This window comes from Rhodovulum marinum (assembly GCF_004343075.1).
Lineage (GTDB): Bacteria > Pseudomonadota > Alphaproteobacteria > Rhodobacterales > Rhodobacteraceae > Rhodovulum > Rhodovulum marinum.
This window is the reverse complement of record NZ_SLXP01000007.1, coordinates 84,779-106,162: the sequence shown is the minus strand read 5'-3', so window position 1 is coordinate 106,162 and position 21,384 is coordinate 84,779. Positions and strand designations below refer to the sequence as shown.

Genomic DNA, 21,384 nt, shown 5'->3' with positions numbered 1-21,384 from the left:
GGGGGACCATGCACCGCGCCCTTTCCTTTTTCCGCGTCGCGCTGTTGGCCGGTGGCCTTGCGGCACTGTCGGCCTGCGCGGCCAAGGACCCGGTGGACCAGCCGCTGGAACCGCTGGGCGATTTCAGCCTGGGGTACGCGATCGTGGTGGCCGACAACGCCAAGCTGGTGCCCCCCAGCCGCAGCGCCACGCCCGACGAATGGGAAACGGTGATGAAAGAAGAGCTGGAACGCCGTTTCGGCCGCTATGACGGCGAAAAGCTGTATCACCTGGGCATCAATGTCGATGGATACGCGCTGGCGGTGCCGGGCGTGCCGGTGGTGGCGGCGCCGAAATCCGTGCTGGTGATCTCGGCCAATGTCTGGGACGACGCCGCGCAGAAGAAGCTGAACGAAAAGGCCGAGCAGATGTCGGTCTTCGAGGGGCTGTCGGGCGACACGGTGGTCGGTTCAGGGCTGACCCGCAAGAAACCCGAACAGATGCGCGCGCTGGCGCGCAACGCCGCGCTTCGGATCGAACGCTGGCTGGTCGAGAACCGCGAGACCTGGTTCGCCTACGACCCCGCGGCCGCGCCGCCCGCCCCTGTGGCCCCGGCCGCCGCGCCCGTGCCCCTGGGCGAGGTGTCCGCGACGGTTCTGGACGCCCCGCCGCCGGCCGCGCCGCCGTCGAACTGACGCTTGATTTATTCGTGGTCCCGGACTAGAGAGCGCGCGATGTTGAATCGGGCCCCGTCGGGCCCCCTAATCAATGAGGCGCCCGCACCATGGCGAAGGCAAAGTTTGAACGTACGAAACCGCATGTTAACATCGGCACGATCGGGCACGTTGACCACGGCAAGACGACGCTGACGGCTGCGATCACGAAGTATTTCGGCGATTTCAAGGCCTACGACCAGATCGACGCGGCGCCGGAGGAGAAGGCGCGCGGGATCACGATCTCGACGGCGCACGTGGAATACGAGACGGACGCGCGGCACTACGCGCACGTGGACTGCCCCGGCCACGCCGACTACGTGAAGAACATGATCACGGGCGCGGCGCAGATGGACGGCGCGATCCTGGTTGTGAACGCGGCCGACGGCCCGATGCCGCAGACGCGCGAGCACATCCTGCTGGCCCGCCAGGTTGGCGTTCCCGCGCTGGTGGTGTTCATGAACAAGGTCGACCAGGTCGATGACGAGGAGCTGCTGGAGCTGGTGGAAATGGAAATCCGCGAGCTGCTGTCGTCCTACGACTTCCCCGGCGACGACATCCCGATCGTCGCGGGCTCGGCGCTGGCCGCGCTGGAAGGCCGCGACGCGAATATCGGCGAGGACAAGATCCGCGCGCTGATGGCGGCGGTGGACGAGTACATCCCGACGCCGGACCGCCCCGTGGACCAGCCGTTCCTGATGCCGATCGAGGACGTGTTCTCGATCTCGGGCCGCGGCACCGTCGTGACGGGCCGGGTGGAACGCGGTGTGATCAACGTGGGCGACTCGATCGAGATCGTGGGCATCCGCGACACCCAGACCACGACCTGCACGGGCGTCGAGATGTTCCGCAAGCTGCTGGATCGCGGCGAGGCGGGCGACAACATCGGCGCGCTGCTGCGCGGCATCGACCGCGAGCAGGTCGAGCGCGGCCAGGTGCTGTGCAAGCCGGGTTCGGTGAAGCCGCACAAGAAGTTCGAGGCCGAGGCCTACATCCTGACCAAGGAAGAGGGTGGCCGTCACACGCCGTTCTTCGCCAACTACCGCCCGCAGTTCTACTTCCGCACGACGGACGTGACCGGGACGGTTCAACTGGCCGAAGGCACCGAGATGGTGATGCCGGGCGACAACGTGTCGTTCACGGTCGAACTGATCGCGCCGATCGCGATGGAAGAGAAGCTGCGCTTCGCCATCCGCGAAGGCGGCCGCACCGTCGGCGCCGGCGTCGTGTCCAAGATCATCGAGTAAACCGAAAAAGGCCAGGGCCGGCCAAAAAGTCGGCCCGCCGATCCCTTGAACGGGCGCGCCCAGGTGGCGCGCCCGTTTTTCGTGCTGCGACGCCATGCGGAATCGGGCCGGCCGGCAATCTGCGGTAGACTTGCGACACCTGTCGGCGCGGTACGGGAGGGTATCATGTTCGGACGCAAGGCGCAGAAACCGCCCTATGGCTGGATCAGCTACCGGCAAAACCTTCTGGTGCTTTACGAGGACCTGGAGGAGCGCGACGACCGGATCGACGCGCTGATCGACAAGACCGAATACCGGGGCAAGGCGGGGCGGCCGAGCTTTGCCGAGCAATGGGCGGACGTGAACCAGATCGAGCTGCGGCTGTTCCGGCTGATCGACGACACGCGGCTGCTGGCCGAGACGGAACGCAAGTTCATCGAGGCCGAGGAGATGGGCCTGGAGGGCCGCGCGGCGCTGCGCAAGCGCTTTGACGAGGCGGGGCGCGAGCCCGCCGGCGCGGAGGAGCGGCGGGCGATCGCGATCACGCTGCTGGAGGAGATGTTCGTCAAGTATTCCTACCGCTTCGCGGAGCGCGAGAAACGCGGAGAGGTCTCGGGCCGGCTGACGCGGCTGGGCCTGCTGATCATCGGTCTGCCCACGGCGCTGGTGTTCTTCGGGCCGTTGATCGAAGAGGTGCCTTCGCTGTTTTCGCGGCCGGACGCCGATTCCTACAGCTTTGCGCCGCGGCCGCTGGAAAATGTCTACAGTTCGCTCAGCTGGGCCTCGTCGAAATTCGGCGCCTTCTTCGTGGTGATGTATTTCGGCATCGTGGGCGCCTATTTCTCGCGCCTGTTCGGCTATGCCAAGAAGATGGAAAAGCTGCGCTGGGCCGATATGGACCTGGTCTATGCGCCGGGCGCGTTGTGGGTGCGGCTGCTGGTGGGCGCGATCGCGGCGGTGATCCTGTTCTTCCTGATGATGGGCAATATCCTGTCGGGGCCGATCTTCCTGGAGGGCGATTTCAGCCTGTGGCAGGTTCCCGATGCGGCCGGCGGCGGTGCGGGCGCGCCGCAACCGCTTTTGCCGTTGCGGCCGACCGAGGATTTCGCCCGCCTGGTGGTGTGGTGCACGCTGGCCGGATTCTCGGAACGTTTCGTCCCCGACCGGTTCGCCGAACTGGAGGAAAGCGCGCGCGGGTCGGGCAACAAGCCTGCCGATTAGGCGGTCGGCCCGCGCCGGATCAGGGTTTGCGGAACCGCCAGGCCACGCGCTCGCCGGGATTGGCGGCGATGGCCGCCCGCATCCGGGCGAACCGGGCGTCCCGTCCAAAGCGCGCCATGCGACGCCGCGCGGCATCCAGATCGGCCAGCAACCCCGCATCCGGCAGCCCGTCACAGGCCGCGCGCGCCAGCGTCGCGGCGTCGGGCGCGCGGGTGCACAGGAAGACCGCCGTCGCCCCGGGGCAGACCGCCAGCGGCACGAAACATTCGGCCAGCCGTTCCATCTGTGCCGCGACCCAGGGCTGGCGCCAGTGGAAATAGTCCTGCTGCACCACGACCGAGGCGCCGGGGATCAGGCTGGGAAAGAACAGCCCGGCGATGGCATCGGCCGCGCCGGCAGACTTGGCCGCGTCGATGGTGAGGACCTCGATCGGCTGGCCGGTCCACAGATCATCCTCGATCTCGCCGGGGTGCAGCCGGACCAGCCCGTCCCAGGGGGCCAGCAACCGGCGCGCCAGCGGCAGGATGTCCTGGCCGTCGAACGGGGCGATGCCGGCGGGGTAAAGCAGCCGCGCCTTCAGCCGATCGGAGGCGGTGAACCGGTCATAGGCATGCACATGCGGCGCGTGTCCCGCCTGGCGCCGGCCCTCGGCCAGGCGCGCGGTGGACCCGCCCGCGAAACAGCCCAGATCGACGATGGCGCCCGCCCCCTGCGCCCAGTCGCGGGCAAGCCAGAAATACAGCCGTTGCTCGGCCTCGCTCAGCATGGTGGGGACGGTGCCGGCCGGTCCCATCGCGTCCCGCGCGATGCGGTCCCAGGGGGCGGCATCGAAACGGGCGCGGGTTTCCGGATCGGGCGCGGCTGTCATGCGGGCGGAGTAGCACCGCCCCCGGTGCGAAACCAGACCCGCGGCGAAAAACCGGTCTTGATTCCCGGCCCGCCGTGCCGTAATCCGGCGCACGGCCTAGGGGTGTAGCTCAGTTGGTAGAGCATCGGTCTCCAAAACCGAGGGTCGGGGGTTCGAGTCCCTCCGCCCCTGCCAGGCCGCTTCCGTCTTTCGTGAAAACGACCGGACCGGTGCGCCATGCGCCCCGGGCGTACGGCTGCGCGGGCCTTTGTCGCCTTTCCCCGGGCCGGTTCCGGCAGGCGATGACGCGGAATTGCCCGCGAATTTCCGAGCCAGCGCCCAAGTCGTGCCATCGCGGCCTGCGAGCGTCCCGCCAAAGGGGCGGAACAATCCGCCTGGCAGGACAAGCGCGAGGAGAAACGAGGAATGACCCGCTGGCGTGACGCGATGACGATCTGGGTGGCTGCCGTGGCGCTGCCGGGCGGTCTGTGGGCCGGGACCGCGCCCGCGCCCCGTCCCGAACTCGACCTGACGATGATCACCCTTGCCTACGCGGTGCTGGCGCTGGCCGCCGCGCTGTTGCTGCTGGCCCGGCTGGCCGAGATCGCGCGGGCGCGCGGGTTCACGTTGCCGCCGCTGCGGCTGCGCCGGCAGGACGACCCGTTTGCCCGTCTGGCCCACGAGGCGCGGCGCCGCTGAGGCCTTGGCCCTTGCGTCGGGCGCCCCGAGCGCGTATCTCGGCGCCACATCGATGAGGATCAGGACCGTCACGCCCATGGCTAACCCGCTTCAGTTCATCCAGCAGACCCGTTCGGAAGTCTCCAAGGTCGTCTGGCCGACGCGGCGCGAGGTCGTCCTGACCACCGTCATGGTGCTGGTCATGGCGACACTGACGGCGATCTTCTTCTTCATCGTCGACTGGTTTATCCGGACCGGGCTGCAACTGATCCTGGGCTTTTTCGGCTGAGCATGCGGCTTTTCCGGCAGCCGGGCCTTGAAACGCGGGGAACACCCCTGTAAGGCGAACGCTACTCTGGGCTCTGGCGTGCATCGATTCGGGTTGCGCGCTGTTTTTTGTTCCGGGAAGCGCAGATCGCAACGAGATAACGGCCCCAGGCCGGTGGACGCGAGGTAACGGGCAAGATGGCGAAACGGTGGTATTCGGTGAGCGTACTCTCGAATTTCGAGAAGAAGGTCGCCGAACAGATCAAGACAGCCGTTGCCGATGCCGGTCTCGAGGACGAGATCGAAGAGGTGCTGGTGCCGACCGAAGAAGTGCTGGAGGTGCGTCGCGGCAAGAAGGTGACGACCGAGCGGCGCTTCATGCCCGGCTATGTCCTGGTGCGCATGGAGATGACCGACCGCGGCTATCACCTGATCACCCAGATCAACCGCGTGACCGGGTTCCTGGGCCCCCAGGGCAAGCCGATGCCGATGCGCGACGAAGAGGTGAACCAGATCCTCAACCGCGTCGAAGAGGGCGAGGCCGCGCCGCGGTCGCTGATCACCTTCGAGGTGGGCGAGCAGGTGAACGTGACCGACGGACCGTTCGAGGGATTCGCCGGCATGGTCGAGGATGTGGACGACGACAACCAGCGCCTGAAGGTGACGGTGTCGATCTTTGGCCGGGCCACCCCGGTCGAACTGGAATTCACGCAGGTGTCGAAAGGCGCCTGACGCGAAGCCTGTGGGAGGCGAGCGGGCGCGCCCGCGGACCGCACCACTAAACCGATGCGCCGCCCTCGCGTGGGTGGCGCGGTGACAAGGAAGGAGACGGCCAGATGGCCAAGAAACTCGTCGGCACGATGAAGCTGCAGGTCAAGGCCGGCCAGGCCAACCCGAGCCCGCCCGTGGGCCCGGCGCTGGGTCAGCGCGGCATCAACATCATGGAATTCTGCAAGGCGTTCAACGCCAAGACCCAGGACATGGAGCCCGGTGCCCCCTGCCCGACGGTCATCAGCTATTACCAGGACAAGTCCTTCACCATGGACATCAAGACGCCGCCGGCGTCGTATTTCCTGAAGAAGGCCGCCAAGCTGAAGTCGGGCGCGAACAACCCCGGCCGCGAAACCGTGGGCAGCGTGACCGTCGCCCAGGTGCGCGAGATCGCCGAAGCGAAGATGAAGGATCTGAACGCCAACGATATCGAGGCGGCGATGCAGATCATCCTGGGGTCGGCCCGCTCGATGGGCATCGAGGTGAAGGGGTAAGCGACATGGCGAAATATGGGAAACGTACCCGCGCCGCGCGCGAAGCCGTCGCCGGCAAGGAAAACCTGAGCGTCGAAGAGGCGGTCGCGCTGGTCAAGTCCAACGCCACGGCAAAGTTCGACGAGACCGTCGAGGTCGCGCTGAACCTGGGCGTCGATCCGCGCCACGCCGACCAGATGGTGCGCGGCGTGGTCACGCTGCCCAACGGCACCGGCAAGACGGTGCGCGTGGCGGTGTTCGCCCGTGGTCCCAAGGCCGACGAGGCCAAGGCCGCCGGGGCCGATATCGTGGGCGCCGAGGACCTGATGGAAACGATCCAGGGCGGCACGATCGAGTTCGACCGCTGCATCGCGACCCCGGACATGATGCCGATCGTCGGCCGGCTGGGGAAAATCCTCGGCCCGCGCAACCTGATGCCGAACCCCAAGGTCGGCACGGTGACGATGGACGTGGCCGACGCGGTCAAGAACGCCAAGGGCGGCGAGGTGCAGTTCCGCGCCGAGAAGGCGGGCGTCGTGCATGCCGGCATCGGCAAGGCGTCCTTCGACGAGGGCCAGCTGGTCGAGAACCTGCGCGCCTTCGTGGACGCGGTGAACAAGGCCAAGCCCTCGGGCGCCAAGGGCACCTACATGAAGAAGGTGAGCCTGAGCTCGACCATGGGCGCCGGCGTGTCGGTCGACGTGGCCTCGGCCACGGGGAACTGAGTTTCGGCGGGCGCGCGGCGCCCGCCTGCAAGAATTCCCGGGCCTTCGGGTGCGGGAATGGCGGGGCGGCGACGCCCCGTCCTGTCCGAGACGGAGGGTGCAGGCCGAAAGGCCCGCTTAATGTCCTTCCCGAGATGGGGAAACGAGACAGATTCCGCGAAGGTCTTTCCTTCGGGCGATCCTGGCCTCGGGACCTCACGGACCCGACCGCCGGACCCTGGTCCGGCAGAACTGAGCCGGGGGGAAACCCCCAAATTGGAGTGAAACTGTGGATAGAGCCCAGAAAGAGAAAGTGGTCGAGGAACTCGGCCAGATCTTCGAAAGCTCTGGCGTCGTGGTGGTTGCGCACTACGCGGGTCTCACGGTTGCCGAGATGCAGGACCTGCGCGCGCGTATGCGTGAAGCGGGCGGGTCCGTTCGCGTCGCCAAGAACAAGCTCGCCAAGATCGCCCTTGAAGGGAAGCCCTGCGCAAGCATCGCCGACCTTCTGACGGGCATGACCGTTCTCACCTATTCCGAAGACCCCGTGGCGGCAGCCAAGGTCGCGGAAGGGTTCGCCAAGGACAACTCGAAATTCGAGATCCTCGGCGGTGCCATGGGTGAGACGGCCCTGGACCGGGCCGGTGTCAAGGCAGTGTCCGACATGCCGTCGCGCGAGGAGCTTATCGCTTCGATCGCCGGCTGCATCGGTGCACCCGCCAGCAACATCGCCGGTGCCATTGGCGCGCCCGCTTCCAATATCGCGAGCATCCTCTCGACCATCGAGGAGCGTGCGGAAGCCGCTTGAGCAACTTCGTGATCCCCGCGTGCGGCGAAACATGCCCCGCGTTGGAACAGACAAAGTGAAAGAACGGAACAGAACATGGCTGATCTGAAAAAACTTGCCGAAGAGATCGTGAACCTCACGCTTCTCGAGGCCCAGGAACTGAAAACCATCCTGAAGGACGAATACGGCATCGAGCCCGCCGCCGGCGGCGCCGTGATGATGGCCGGCCCGGCCGCCGGTGGCGAAGCCGCCGCCGCGGAAGAGCAGACCGAATTCGACGTCATCCTCAAGAACGCCGGCGCCTCCAAGATCAACGTGATCAAGGAAGTCCGCGCGATCACCGGCCTGGGCCTGAAAGAAGCCAAGGAACTGGTCGAGGCCGGCGGCAAGGCCGTCAAGGAGCAGGTCTCCAAGGACGAAGCCGAAGAGATCAAAGGCAAGCTCGAAGCGGCTGGCGCCGAAGTCGAGCTGAAGTGATCCGGGCGCGGGCGGTTCGCCCGCGATCCCATTGAAAAGGCTGGGTCCGGGATTTCCGGGCCCGGCCGAACCTGTCTTGAAAAGGGCTTGTACGGTCCGAGCCCTTTTCAAGGTGCGGTTCGAGGTTCGGGAGCGACCGGTGGGACGGTCTGCAGGAATGGAACCTTGCCCCCTTCATTCGTGAGCGGCGCGCAGCCGGGGCCCGACGGCTGAATGCGCCCGCGACAGACGAAAGGTGAGACCACTCATGGCGCAGAGCTACGTTGGCCAGAAACGACTCCGCAAATACTACGGCAAGATCCGCGAAGTGCTGGAGATGCCGAACCTCATCGAGGTTCAGAAATCCTCTTATGACCTGTTCCTGAATTCGGGCGATGGCCCCGCACCCGCCGATGGCGAGGGCATCCAGGGCGTGTTCCAGTCGGTCTTTCCGATCAAGGATTTCAACGAGACCGCCGTGCTGGAATTCGTCCGCTACGAACTGGAGCGGCCGAAATACGACGTCGAGGAATGCCAGCAGCGCGACATGACCTATTCCGCGCCGCTCAAGGTCACGCTGCGCCTGATCGTGTTCGATGTCGACGAGGATACCGGCGCCAAGTCGGTGAAGGACATCAAGGAACAGGACGTGTTCATGGGCGACATGCCGCTCATGACGCAGAACGGCACGTTCATCGTGAACGGCACCGAACGGGTGATCGTTTCCCAGATGCACCGGTCCCCCGGCGTGTTCTTCGACCATGACAAGGGCAAGACGCACAGCTCGGGCAAGTTGCTGTTCGCCTGCCGGATCATTCCCTATCGCGGGTCGTGGCTGGACTTCGAATTCGACGCCAAGGACATCGTGTTCTCGCGCATCGACCGGCGCCGCAAGCTGCCGGTGACCACGCTGCTCTACGCGCTGGGTCTCGACCAGGAAGGCATCATGGATGCCTATTACGACACGGTCGATTTCAAGCTGGAAAAGAACAAGGGCTGGGTCACCCGCTTCTTCCCCGAGCGCGTGCGCGGCACGCGTCCGACCTATGACCTTGTGGATGCCGCCACGGGCGAGGTGATCTGCAAGGCCGGTGACAAGGTCACGCCGCGCCAGGTCAAGAAGCTGATCGACGAGGGCAAGGTTACCGAACTGCTGGTGCCCTTCGATCACATCATCGGCCGCTATGTCGCCAAGGACATCATCAACGAGGAAACCGGCGCGATCTATGTCGAGGCCGGGGACGAGTTGACCTGGGAACTCGACAAGGATGGCGAGGTCACGGGCGGGACGCTCAAGGCGCTGCTGGATGCGGGCATCACCGACATCCCCGTGCTGGACATCGATAACATCAACGTGGGTCCGTACATCCGGAACACCATGGCGCAGGACAAGAACATGAGCCGCGAAACCGCGCTCATGGATATCTACCGCGTCATGCGCCCCGGCGAGCCGCCCACCGTCGAGGCCGCGACCAACCTGTTCGACTCGCTGTTCTTCGACTCCGAGCGCTATGACCTGTCCGCCGTGGGCCGGGTCAAGATGAACATGCGCCTGGCGCTGGACGCGCCCGACACCCAGCGGACGCTGCGCAAGGAAGACATCATCGCCTGCATCAAGGCGCTGGTGGAACTGCGCGACGGCAAGGGCGAAGTCGACGATATCGACCACCTGGGCAACCGCCGGGTGCGCTCGGTCGGCGAGCTGATGGAAAACCAGTACCGCGTGGGCCTGCTGCGCATGGAACGCGCGATCAAGGAACGCATGTCCAGTGTCGAGATCGACACGGTCATGCCGCAGGACCTGATCAACGCGAAACCCGCCGCGGCCGCGGTGCGCGAATTCTTCGGCTCCAGCCAGCTGTCGCAGTTCATGGACCAAACCAACCCGCTGTCCGAGGTGACGCATAAACGCCGCCTGTCGGCGCTTGGTCCGGGCGGCCTGACGCGCGAACGCGCCGGCTTCGAGGTGCGCGACGTGCACCCGACGCATTACGGCCGGATGTGCCCGATCGAGACGCCGGAAGGCCCGAACATCGGTCTCATCAACTCGTTGGCCACGTTTGCCCGCGTGAACAAGTACGGCTTTATCGAAACGCCCTATCGCGTCGTGAAGGACGGGCAGGTGACCGACGAGGTCCACTACATGTCCGCCACCGAGGAGATGCGCCACACCGTCGCCCAGGCGAACGCGAATCTCGACGAGAACGGGCATTTCATCAACGACCTGGTGAACACGCGCCAGGCCGGCGAATACACCATGGCCCCGCGCGAGAATGTCGACCTGATCGACGTGTCGCCGAAACAGCTGGTGTCGGTCGCGGCCTCGCTGATCCCGTTCCTGGAAAACGACGACGCCAACCGTGCGCTGATGGGCTCGAACATGCAGCGGCAGGCGGTGCCGCTGTTGCAGGCCGACGCGCCCTTCGTGGGCACCGGCATCGAAAGCGTGGTGGCCCGCGATTCGGGCGCCGCGATCATGGCGAAACGGGCGGGCATCATCGACCAGGTGGACGCCACCCGGATCGTCGTGCGCGCCACCGAGGACCTGGAACCGGGCGACCCGGGCGTCGACATCTACCGCCTGCGCAAGTTCCAGCGGTCGAACCAGAACACCTGCATCAACCAGAAGCCGTTGGTGAAGGTGGGCGACACCGTGACCAAGAACGAGGTGATCGCCGACGGCCCGTCCACGGATATGGGCGAGCTTGCGCTGGGCAAGAACGTGATCGTCGCGTTCATGCCCTGGAACGGCTACAACTACGAGGACTCGATCCTGATCTCGGAACGCATCGCGCGCGATGACGTGTTCACCTCGATCCATATCGAGGAATTCGAGGTCGCCGCCCGTGACACGAAACTCGGGCCGGAAGAGATCACCCGCGACATCCCCAACGTCGGCGAAGAGGCGCTGCGCAACCTCGACGAGGCGGGCATCGTCTATATCGGCGCCGAGGTGGGGCCGGGCGACATCCTGGTGGGCAAGATCACCCCCAAGGGCGAAAGCCCGATGACGCCCGAGGAAAAACTGCTTCGCGCGATCTTCGGGGAAAAGGCGTCCGACGTGCGCGACACCTCGCTGCGCCTGCCGCCGGGGGATTACGGCACCGTCGTCGAGGTGCGCGTATTCAACCGGCACGGCGTCGAGAAGGACGAGCGCGCCCTGCAGATCGAGCGGGAAGAGGTCGAGAGTCTGGCCCGCGACCGCGACGACGAGCAGGCGATCCTGGAACGCAACATCTATGCGCGCCTGAAGTCGATGATCCTGGGCAAGACCGCGGTGAAGGGACCCCGGGGCGTTGCGCCGAATTCCCAGATCACCGAGGAATTGCTGGACGGTCTGAGCCGTGGCCAGTGGTGGCAACTCGCCCTTGAGGGCGAAGAGGACGCCGCCCAGGTCGAGGCGCTGAACGCCCAGTTCGAGGCGCAGAAGCGTGCGCTGGAACACCGGTTCGAGGACAAGGTCGAGAAGGTGCGCCGCGGCGACGACCTGCCCCCGGGCGTGATGAAGATGGTCAAGGTCTTCATCGCGGTGAAGCGCAAGCTGCAGCCCGGCGACAAGATGGCCGGCCGCCACGGCAACAAGGGCGTCGTGTCCAAGGTGGTGCCGATGGAGGACATGCCGTTCCTCGCGGATGGCACGCCGGTCGACCTGGTGCTGAACCCGCTGGGTGTGCCTTCGCGGATGAACGTGGGTCAGATCCTCGAAACCCACATGGGTTGGGCCGCGCGCGGCCTGGGGCTCAAGATCGACGATGCGCTGGACGAATACCGGCGCTCGGGCGACCTGACCCCGGTGCGCGAGGCGATGCGCCTGGCCTATGGTGACGAGGTGTATGACGAGGGCATCAAGGACATGGACGAGCAGGCGCTTGTCGAGTCCGCCTCGACTGTCACCCGCGGCGTGCCGATCGCGACGCCGGTCTTCGACGGGGCCAAGGAATCGGACGTCAACGACGCGCTGGTGCGTGCGGGCTTCAGCGAGTCCGGGCAATCCATCGTCTTCGACGGGCGCACGGGCGAACAGTTCGCCCGACCGGTGACCGTGGGCGTCAAGTACCTGCTGAAGCTGCACCACCTGGTGGACGACAAGATCCACGCGCGCTCGACCGGCCCCTACAGCCTGGTCACCCAGCAGCCCCTGGGCGGCAAGGCCCAGTTCGGCGGCCAGCGTTTCGGCGAGATGGAGGTCTGGGCCCTGGAAGCCTACGGCGCCGCCTACACCCTGCAGGAGATGCTGACGGTGAAGTCGGACGACGTGGCGGGCCGGACCAAGGTCTACGAGTCGATCGTCAAGGGCGAGGACAACTTCGAGGCCGGCGTGCCGGAATCCTTCAACGTTCTGGTGAAGGAAGTCCGCGGCCTCGGTCTGAACATGGAACTCCTGGATGCGGAGGAAGACGAGTAGGGCCCGCGCCCGATGGTGGGTTGGCACCCACCCTACGCAAGCGTCGTAGGGTGGGTGCAACCCACCGCTCGTTCCCCCTTCCGCCAGCCTTTCAAGGATTGAGACATGAACCAGGAACTGACCACCAACCCGTTCAACCCGCTCGCCGCGCCCAAGCAGTTCGACGAGATCAAGGTTTCCCTGGCCAGCCCCGAGCGCATCCTCAGCTGGTCCTACGGCGAGATCAAGAAGCCCGAGACCATCAATTACCGCACGTTCAAGCCGGAACGTGACGGCCTGTTCTGCGCGCGCATCTTCGGCCCGATCAAGGATTACGAGTGCCTGTGCGGCAAGTACAAGCGCATGAAATATCGCGGCGTCGTCTGCGAGAAATGCGGCGTCGAGGTGACCCTGCAGAAGGTCCGGCGCGAGCGCATGGGCCATATCGAACTGGCCGCGCCCGTCGCCCATATCTGGTTCCTCAAGTCGCTGCCCTCCCGCATCGGCCTGATGCTGGACATGACGCTGCGCGACCTGGAACGGGTGCTGTATTTCGAGAACTACGTGGTGATCGAACCCGGGCTGACCGATCTGACCTATGGCCAGATGATGACCGAGGAAGAGTACCTGGATGCCCAGGACCAGTACGGCGCCGACGCCTTCACCGCCGGGATCGGCGCCGAGGCGATCCGCGAGATGCTGGCCCAGATCGACCTGGAATCCGAGGCCGAGCGCCTGCGCGAGGAACTGAAGGAAGCCACCGGCGAGCTGAAGCCCAAGAAGATCATCAAGCGTCTGAAGGTCGTCGAAAGCTTCCTTGAATCGGGCAACCGCCCGGAATGGATGGTTCTGACCGTGATCCCGGTGATCCCGCCGGAACTGCGCCCGCTGGTGCCGCTGGATGGCGGCCGGTTCGCGACGTCGGACCTGAACGACCTGTATCGCCGGGTCATCAACCGGAACAACCGTCTGAAACGGCTGATCGAGCTGCGCGCGCCCGATATCATCGTCCGCAACGAAAAGCGGATGCTGCAAGAGGCCGTGGACGCGCTGTTCGACAACGGCCGCCGTGGCCGGGTGATCACGGGGGCCAACAAGCGCCCGCTGAAATCGCTCTCGGACATGCTCAAGGGCAAGCAGGGCCGGTTCCGCCAGAACCTTCTGGGGAAACGGGTCGATTTCTCGGGCCGCTCGGTCATCGTGACCGGCCCGGAACTGAAGCTGCACCAGTGCGGCCTGCCGAAGAAGATGGCGCTCGAACTGTTCAAGCCGTTCATCTATTCGCGGCTCGAGGCCAAGGGCCTGTCCTCGACCGTGAAACAGGCGAAAAAGCTGGTCGAGAAGGAGCGCCCCGAGGTCTGGGACATCCTCGACGAGGTGATCCGCGAGCACCCGGTTCTTCTGAACCGCGCGCCGACGCTGCACCGGCTGGGGATCCAGGCGTTCGAGCCCACGCTGATCGAGGGCAAGGCGATCCAGCTGCACCCGCTGGTCTGCTCGGCGTTCAACGCCGACTTCGACGGCGACCAGATGGCCGTGCACGTTCCGCTGAGCCTCGAGGCCCAGCTGGAAGCGCGCGTGTTGATGATGTCCACGAACAACGTGCTGTCGCCGGCCAACGGCGCGCCGATCATCGTGCCGTCGCAGGACATGATCCTGGGGCTTTACTACATCACGATGGAGCGCAAGGGCATGAAGGGCGAGGGCATGGCCTTTGCCGATGTCGACGAGGTGCAGCACGCGCTGGACGCGGGCGAGGTGCATCTGCATGCGCGCGTCACCGCGCGGATCAAGCAGATCGACGAGCATGGCAACGAGGTGCTCAAGCGCTATGAAACGACGCCCGGCCGGGTGCGGCTTGGCGCGCTTCTGCCGCTGAACGCCAAGGCGCCGTTCGACCTGGTCAACCGCCTGCTGCGCAAGAAAGAGGTGCAGCAGGTCATCGACACCGTCTACCGCTATTGCGGTCAGAAGGAGTCGGTCATCTTCTGCGACCAGATCATGTCCATGGGCTTCAAGGAAGCGTTCAAGGCCGGCATCTCGTTCGGCAAGGACGACATGGTCATTCCGGATTCCAAGTGGACCATCGTCGAGGGCGTCCGGGACCAGGTCAAGGAATTCGAACAGCAATACATGGACGGCCTGATCACCCAGGGTGAGAAGTACAACAAGGTCGTCGATGCCTGGTCGAAATGTTCCGACGAGGTGGCCGCCGCGATGATGGATGAAATCTCTGCCGTGCGCGTCGATGATGCCGGCGCCGAGATGGAACCCAACTCGGTCTACATGATGGCGCATTCGGGCGCGCGGGGTTCGCCGGCCCAGATGAAACAGCTGGGCGGCATGCGCGGCCTGATGGCCAAGCCGTCGGGCGAGATCATCGAGACGCCGATCATCTCGAACTTCAAGGAAGGCCTGACCGTGCTGGAGTACTTCAATTCCACCCACGGCGCCCGGAAGGGTCTGGCCGACACCGCGCTGAAGACCGCGAACTCGGGTTACCTGACCCGGCGCCTGGTGGACGTGGCGCAGGACTGCATCGTGCGCAGCCACGATTGCGGCACCGACCGCGCGATCACCTGCGAGGCGGCGGTCAATGACGGCGAGGTGGTGGCATCGCTGGCCGAGCGCCTGCTGGGCCGCGTCGCGGCCGACGACGTGCTGAAACCCGGCACCGACGAGGTGCTGGTCAGCCGTAACGAGCTGATCGACGAACGCAAGGCCGACGCCATCGAGAAGGCGGGCGTGGCCAGCGTGCGCATCCGCTCGCCCCTGACCTGCGAGGCCGAGGAGGGCGTCTGCGCCGCCTGCTACGGGCGCGACCTTGCCCGCGGCACCATGGTCAATGTCGGCGAAGCGGTGGGCATCATCGCCGCCCAGTCGATCGGCGAGCCGGGCACCCAGCTGACGATGCGGACCTTCCACATCGGCGGGATCGCCCAGGGGGGCCAGCAGTCGTTCCAGGAGGCCAGCCAGGAGGGCAAGGTCGAGTTCCGCAACCCGAACCTGCTGGAGAACGCCGCCGGCGAACAGATCGTCATGGGCCGCAACATGCAGCTCGTGATCGTCGACGAGAACGGGGTGGAACGGGCCAGCCACAAGGTCGGCTACGGCACCAAGATCTTCGTGGCCGAGGGCGCGAGCGTCAAGCGCGGCGACAAGCTGTTCGAATGGGACCCCTACACCCTGCCGATCATCGCCGAGAAGGCGGGTGTGGCCAAGTTCGTCGACCTCGTCACCGGGATCTCGGTGCGCGAGGATACCGACGATGCCACCGGCATGACCCAGAAGATCGTGTCCGACTGGCGCGCCGCGCCCAAGGGCAACGACCTGAAGCCGGAAATCCTGATCGTCGACCCCGCCACGGGCGAGCCGGTCCGGAACGAGGCGGGCAACCCGGTGACCTACCCGATGTCGGTCGACGCGATCCTGTCGATCGAGGATGGCCAGGACATCAAGGCCGGGGACGTGGTCGCGCGGATCCCGCGCGAGGGCGCCAAGACCAAGGACATCACCGGCGGTCTGCCGCGGGTGGCCGAACTGTTCGAGGCACGCCGTCCCAAGGACCACGCCATCATCGCCGAGATCGACGGCTATGTCCGGTTCGGGCGCGACTACAAGAACAAGCGCCGGATCACGATCGAACCCTCGGACGAGACCTTCGAACCCGTGGAATATATGGTGCCCAAGGGCAAGCATATCCCGGTGCAGGAAGGCGATTTCGTCCAGAAGGGCGATTACATCATGGACGGCAACCCCGCGCCGCATGACATTCTCGCCATCATGGGGGTCGAGGCGCTGGCCGATTACATGATCGACGAGGTGCAGGAGGTCTATCGTCTGCAGGGCGTGAAGATCAACGACAAGCACATCGAGGTGATCGTTCGCCAGATGCTGCAGAAGTGGGAGATCCTCGATTCCGGCGACACGACCCTTCTGAAGGGCGAACATGTCGACAAGGCCGAGCTGGAGGCTTCCAACGAGAAGGTGATGGCCAAGGGCGGACGCCCCGCCGAGGGCCAGCCGATCCTTCTGGGCATCACCAAGGCGTCGCTGCAGACCCGGTCGTTCATCTCGGCCGCCTCGTTCCAGGAAACGACGCGGGTGCTGACCGAGGCCGCCGTCCAGGGCAAGCGCGACAAGCTGGTCGGCCTGAAGGAGAACGTCATCGTCGGCCGGCTGATCCCGGCGGGCACCGGCGGGGCCAGCCAGCGCGTGCGCCGCATCGCGGCCGAGCGCGACCAGAAGGTGATCGAGGCCCGGCAAGCCGAGGCCGAGGCCGCCGCGGCGCTTGTCGCGCCGATGGATGACGTGATGGATGTGGGCGAGGACGATTTCGGCCTCGTCGAGACCCCGGAGAGCCGCGAGGAATAAGCGGTCTTCGCCGCGAGACAGGCGCCCCCGCCAGCGATGGCGGGGGCGTTTTCGGTTTCGGGGCAGGGTTCCGGGTTTCGTCCTGGCTTTCGCCAGGACGACCGGCCGGGGGCTCTGCCCCCGGACCCCCGGAGTATTTCCGCCAGGAAAAAGATGCGTGGCGGCGTCGGGGGAGGGGCAATGCCGATGGGGGCCACGGACGACGGGCCGGGGTGGCGACGGGCGGAATGATGGCGCTTTCCATTGCCGTCAGTCCTGCTATTGGCGAAACCATGTCGCCCCTGTCCGAGAATACGCGTGGCGCCGCCCTGATGATGGGAAGCATGGCCGCATTCACCTTCAACGACGCCTGCATGAAGGCGTTGTCCGACGAGGTGCCGTTCTTTCAGGCGCTGTTCCTGCGGGGCTGTGGCACGGTGCTGTTGTTGCTGGTGGCGACCCGCCTGATGGGGGCGCTGCGGTTCCGTCTGCCCCGGCGCGACTGGGCGCTGATCGCGACGCGGACGCTGGCCGAGATCTGTGCGGCCTATTTCTTTATCACAGCGCTGTTCAATGCGCCTTTGGCCAATGTGACCGCGATCATCCAGGCGGTTCCGCTGGCGGTGACGCTGGCCGGGGCGCTGTTCCTGGGCGAGGTGGTGGGCTGGCGGCGCTGGGGCGCCATCCTGATCGGCTTTGGCGGCGTGATGATGATCGTCCGTCCCGGCACCGAGGGGTTCACCATTTTCTCGGTCTATGCGCTGGTCGCGGTGGCCTGCGTGACGTTGCGTGACCTGGCCACGCGCCGGTTGTCGGGCGCGGTGCCTTCGTTGACGGTGGCGCTGTCGGCGGCGGTGGGGGTCACGTTGTTCGCCGGCACCGGCGCGGCCATCGGGGGAGAGTGGGTGGCCCTGGGGCCCAGGCCTGCGCTGCAACTGGCGGGTGCGACGGTCTTCGTGATCGGCGGCTACCTGTTCTCGGTGATGGCGATGCGGGTCGGCGAGGTCGCCGTCGTGGCGCCGTTCCGCTATACAGCGCTGGTCTGGGCGTTGCTGCTGGGGGCGGTGGTGTTCGGCGACTGGCCCTCGGGCTGGACGCTGGCGGGGGCGGCGGTGGTGGTGGCGACGGGCATCTATACCTTCTACCGCGAACGCCGCCTGGCGCGGGCCGCGGGCCCCGCGCCCTTGAGAATACGCTGAGCGCGGGCCAAGCGGTGTTGACACCCCATCCGACTCGCCATATACCGCGCGCACTTCGGGCCTGCGGTTTCGCCGTGCGCGCCTGACATCAGAACTGAAGTGGTCACGATCCGGGCCGTCTGTGCCCCGATCCTCTGGAATTCCACCGCGTCGGTCCCGCGAAGAGGGGATCGAATGCGGTTTTCGCGTTTCGTGGACGCATGAAGCGCGTGAGACGAGATTTGAACGGGTTGCAACACGGGGAACCGGAATGCCGACGATCCAACAGCTGATCCGCAAGCCGCGGCAGCCGAAAGTGAAACGCCAGAAGTCCATGCACCTGCAGGGCTGCCCGCAGAAACGGGGCGTTTGCACGCGCGTCTATACCACCACGCCGAAAAAGCCGAACTCGGCCATGCGGAAAGTCGCGAAGGTGCGTCTGACCAACGGTTTCGAGGTGATCAGCTATATCCCCGGCGAAAGCCATAACCTGCAGGAACACTCGGTCGTGCTGATCCGCGGCGGCCGGGTCAAGGACCTTCCCGGTGTCCGTTACCACATCCTTCGCGGTGTGCTGGACACCCAGGGCGTCAAAGACCGCAAGCAGCGCCGTTCGAAATACGGCGCCAAGCGTCCGAAGTAAGGAGAGACGTCAATGTCCCGTCGTCACGCCGCCGAAAAGCGCGAGATTCTGCCCGACGCCAAGTATGGTGACCGGGTTCTGACGAAATTCATGAACAACCTGATGATCGACGGCAAGAAGTCGGTCGCCGAGCGCATCGTCTACAATGCGCTCGACCGGGTCGAGGCCAAGCTGAAGCGGTCGCCCGTCGAGGTCTTTACCGAGGCGCTGGACAACGTGAAGCCCTCGGTCGAGGTGCGGTCCCGCCGGGTCGGCGGTGCCACCTACCAGGTGCCCGTCGAGGTGCGCCCCGAGCGCCGCGAGGCGCTGGCGATCCGCTGGCTGATCGACGCCAGCCGCAAGCGCAACGAGAACACCATGGAAGAGCGCCTGGCGGGCGAACTGATCGACGCCGTCCAGTCCCGCGGCACCGCGGTGAAAAAGCGCGAAGACACCCACAAGATGGCCGAGGCGAACAAAGCCTTCAGCCATTACCGCTGGTAACAGACTAGGCCGGGAACCGACCAAATGGCACGCGACTACCCCCTCGAGCGCTACCGCAACTTCGGTATCATGGCGCATATCGACGCCGGCAAGACGACGACGACCGAGCGTATCCTCTACTACACCGGCAAGTCCCACAAGATCGGCGAGGTGCATGACGGCGCCGCGACGATGGACTGGATGGAGCAGGAGCAGGAGCGTGGCATCACGATCACGTCCGCTGCGACCACGACGTTCTGGCAGCGCCAGGAGGATCCGACCGCCGAGGGGACGTCGGACACCAAGTTCCGGTTCAACATCATCGACACCCCCGGCCACGTGGACTTTACCATCGAGGTGGAACGGTCGCTTGCCGTTCTGGACGGCGCGATCTGCCTGCTTGACGCCAATGCCGGTGTCGAGCCGCAGACCGAAACCGTCTGGCGCCAGGCCGACCGCTACGAGGTGCCGCGCATCGTGTTCGTCAACAAGATGGACAAGATCGGCGCCGACTTCTTCAACTGCGTGAAGATGATCAAGGACCGCACCGGCGCGACTCCCGCACCGATTGCGCTGCCGATCGGGGCCGAGGATCAGCTGGAAGGCATCGTCGACCTGATCACCATGGAAGAGTGGACCTGGAAGGGCGAGGACCTTGGCGCGTCCTGGACCCGCCAGCCGATCCGTGACGAGCTGAAGGACCTGGCCGAGGAATGGCACGCCAACCTGGTCGAGCTTGCCGTCGAGCAGGACGACGAGGCCATGGAAGCCTATCTGGAAGGCAACGAGCCCGACCAGGCGACCCTGCGCAAGCTGATCCGCAAGGGCACGCTGGCGCTGGCCTTCGTGCCGGTGACGGCGGGCTCGGCGTTCAAGAACAAGGGCGTTCAGCCGCTGTTGAACGCGGTCATCGATTTCCTGCCCTCGCCGCTGGACGTGCCGGCCTACATGGGCTTCTCGCCCGATGACGAGACCGAGACCCGCAACATCGCGCGCAATGCCAAGGACGACGATCCGTTCTCGGCGCTGGCGTTCAAGATCATGAACGACCCGTTCGTCGGTTCGTTGACCTTCACCCGGATTTACTCGGGCATCGTCAAGAAGGGCGACCAGCTGCTGAACTCGACCAAGGGCAAGCGCGAGCGCGTCGGCCGGATGATGATGATGCACTCGAACTCGCGCGAAGAGATCGATTGGGCGGCTGCCGGCGACATCATCGCACTGGCCGGTCTGAAGGAAACGACCACCGGCGACACGCTGTGCGACACCGCCAAGCCGGTCGTCCTGGAAACCATGACCTTCCCCGAGCCGGTGATCGAGATCGCGGTCGAGCCCAAGACCAAGGCCGACCAGGAGAAGATGTCCCAGGGCCTGGCGCGCCTTGCCGCCGAGGACCCGTCCTTCCGCGTCGAGACCGACCTGGAATCGGGCCAGACCATCATGAAGGGCATGGGCGAACTTCACCTCGACATCCTCGTCGACCGCCTCAAGCGGGAGTTCAAGGTCGAGGCGAATATCGGTGCGCCGCAGGTGGCCTATCGCGAAACCATCAGCCACAAGGCCGAGGTCGACTACACCCACAAGAAGCAGACCGGCGGTTCGGGCCAGTTCGCCCGCGTCAAGCTGCAGATCGAGCCGACCGAACCCGGCGAGGGCTACAGCTTCGAAAGCCTCATCGTGGGCGGCTCGGTGCCGAAGGAATACATCCCCGGCGTCGAGAAGGGCATCAACTCGGTGATGGACTCGGGTCCGCTTGCCGGCTTCCCGGTGATCGACTTCAAGGTCAAGCTGGTCGACGGCGCCTACCATGACGTCGACTCGTCGGTGCTGGCCTTCGAAATCGCGGCCCGTGCCGCGATGCGCGAGGGTCTCAAGAAAGGCGGCGCCAAGCTGCTGGAGCCGATCATGAAGGTCGAGGTGGTGACGCCCGAGGAATACACCGGCGGCATCATCGGTGACCTGACCTCCCGCCGGGGCCAGGTGCAGGGGCAGGATACGCGCGGCAACGCGAACGTCATCAACGCCTTCGTGCCGCTGGCCAACATGTTCGGCTACATCAACACCCTGCGCTCGATGTCTTCGGGCCGTGCGCAATTCACGATGCAGTTCGACCATTACGAGCCGGTCCCGCAGAACATCAGCGAAGAGATCCAGGCGAAATACGCGTAACGCGCGGTGGGTTTCACCCACCCTACCGCAACCTCGTAGGGTGGGTTCCAACCCACCACCCGACAAGATAGCA

General features: G+C 65.6%; 17 protein-coding genes and 1 tRNA gene. 17 read left to right on the top strand and 1 reads right to left on the bottom strand.

All coding sequences use genetic code 11. From position 1 onward, the window contains the following. Positions 1-8 precede the first annotated feature (8 nt). The 3 genes from EV662_RS12005 (at position 9) to EV662_RS11995 (ending at position 3,139) form a co-directional block, all read left to right on the top strand. Positions 9-674, top strand: a complete 666-nt coding sequence (locus tag EV662_RS12005; protein ID WP_243695835.1) for a hypothetical protein — start codon at positions 9-11, stop codon at positions 672-674. Between the two features lie 89 nt (positions 675-763). Then, complete coding sequence (gene tuf / locus EV662_RS12000; RefSeq protein WP_132462526.1) at positions 764-1,939, top strand: elongation factor Tu; 1,176 nt, start codon at positions 764-766, stop codon at positions 1,937-1,939. Between the two features lie 165 nt (positions 1,940-2,104). Next, positions 2,105-3,139 carry a hypothetical protein gene (locus EV662_RS11995; RefSeq protein WP_132462554.1) on the top strand — a complete coding sequence of 345 codons (1,035 nt, stop codon included), beginning with the start codon at positions 2,105-2,107 and terminating at the stop codon, positions 3,137-3,139. A 19-nt stretch (positions 3,140-3,158) separates the two neighbouring features. Here the strand turns inward: EV662_RS11995 and EV662_RS11990 are convergent, their stop codons facing one another. Continuing rightward, positions 3,159-4,007 carry a class I SAM-dependent methyltransferase gene (locus tag EV662_RS11990; protein WP_132462552.1) on the bottom strand — a complete coding sequence of 283 codons (849 nt, stop codon included), beginning with the start codon at positions 4,005-4,007 and terminating at the stop codon, positions 3,159-3,161. A gap of 98 nt (positions 4,008-4,105) precedes the next feature. Here EV662_RS11990 and EV662_RS11985 point away from each other — a divergent pair. The 14 genes from EV662_RS11985 to fusA all read left to right on the top strand — a co-directional run bounded on the left by EV662_RS11985 (position 4,106) and on the right by fusA (position 21,311). Next, positions 4,106-4,181: transfer RNA gene (locus EV662_RS11985), tRNA-Trp, on the top strand. Positions 4,182-4,412: 231 nt separating this feature from the next. Beyond that, positions 4,413-4,685 carry a hypothetical protein gene (locus tag EV662_RS11980; protein ID WP_132462550.1) on the top strand — a complete coding sequence of 91 codons (273 nt, stop codon included), beginning with the start codon at positions 4,413-4,415 and terminating at the stop codon, positions 4,683-4,685. A 76-nt stretch (positions 4,686-4,761) separates the two neighbouring features. Continuing rightward, positions 4,762-4,953, top strand: a complete 192-nt coding sequence (gene secE / locus EV662_RS11975) for a preprotein translocase subunit SecE (protein ID WP_132462548.1) — start codon at positions 4,762-4,764, stop codon at positions 4,951-4,953. A gap of 176 nt (positions 4,954-5,129) precedes the next feature. After that, positions 5,130-5,663: a transcription termination/antitermination protein NusG gene (nusG, locus tag EV662_RS11970; protein WP_132462546.1), complete on the top strand. Its 534-nt coding sequence runs from the start codon at positions 5,130-5,132 to the stop codon at positions 5,661-5,663. A 104-nt stretch (positions 5,664-5,767) separates the two neighbouring features. Next, entirely contained in the window at positions 5,768-6,196 is a 429-nt protein-coding gene (gene rplK / locus EV662_RS11965) for a 50S ribosomal protein L11 (protein ID WP_132462544.1), read from the top strand. Positions 6,197-6,201: 5 nt separating this feature from the next. After that, complete coding sequence (rplA, locus tag EV662_RS11960) at positions 6,202-6,900, top strand: 50S ribosomal protein L1 (protein ID WP_132462542.1); 699 nt, start codon at positions 6,202-6,204, stop codon at positions 6,898-6,900. Positions 6,901-7,168: 268 nt separating this feature from the next. Continuing rightward, positions 7,169-7,687: a 50S ribosomal protein L10 gene (rplJ, locus tag EV662_RS11955; RefSeq protein ID WP_132462540.1), complete on the top strand. Its 519-nt coding sequence runs from the start codon at positions 7,169-7,171 to the stop codon at positions 7,685-7,687. Between the two features lie 75 nt (positions 7,688-7,762). After that, entirely contained in the window at positions 7,763-8,143 is a 381-nt protein-coding gene (gene rplL / locus EV662_RS11950; protein WP_132462538.1) for a 50S ribosomal protein L7/L12, read from the top strand. 247 nt (positions 8,144-8,390) lie between these two features. After that, a complete protein-coding gene (rpoB, locus tag EV662_RS11945; protein WP_132462536.1) occupies positions 8,391-12,527 on the top strand; it encodes a DNA-directed RNA polymerase subunit beta in 4,137 nt (1,378 codons plus the stop codon). 105 nt (positions 12,528-12,632) lie between these two features. After that, a complete protein-coding gene (rpoC, locus tag EV662_RS11940; protein WP_132462534.1) occupies positions 12,633-16,880 on the top strand; it encodes a DNA-directed RNA polymerase subunit beta' in 4,248 nt (1,415 codons plus the stop codon). Between the two features lie 227 nt (positions 16,881-17,107). Beyond that, on the top strand, positions 17,108-18,058 hold the full coding sequence (locus tag EV662_RS11935) for a DMT family transporter (protein ID WP_341799082.1): 951 nt from the start codon (positions 17,108-17,110) through the stop codon (positions 18,056-18,058). Between the two features lie 250 nt (positions 18,059-18,308). Then, on the top strand, positions 18,309-18,680 hold the full coding sequence (gene rpsL, locus EV662_RS11930; RefSeq protein WP_132462532.1) for a 30S ribosomal protein S12: 372 nt from the start codon (positions 18,309-18,311) through the stop codon (positions 18,678-18,680). Positions 18,681-18,692: 12 nt separating this feature from the next. Further along, positions 18,693-19,163: a 30S ribosomal protein S7 gene (gene rpsG / locus EV662_RS11925; RefSeq protein WP_132462530.1), complete on the top strand. Its 471-nt coding sequence runs from the start codon at positions 18,693-18,695 to the stop codon at positions 19,161-19,163. Positions 19,164-19,187: 24 nt separating this feature from the next. Next, a complete protein-coding gene (fusA, locus tag EV662_RS11920) occupies positions 19,188-21,311 on the top strand; it encodes an elongation factor G (protein WP_132462528.1) in 2,124 nt (707 codons plus the stop codon). Positions 21,312-21,384 lie beyond the last annotated feature (73 nt).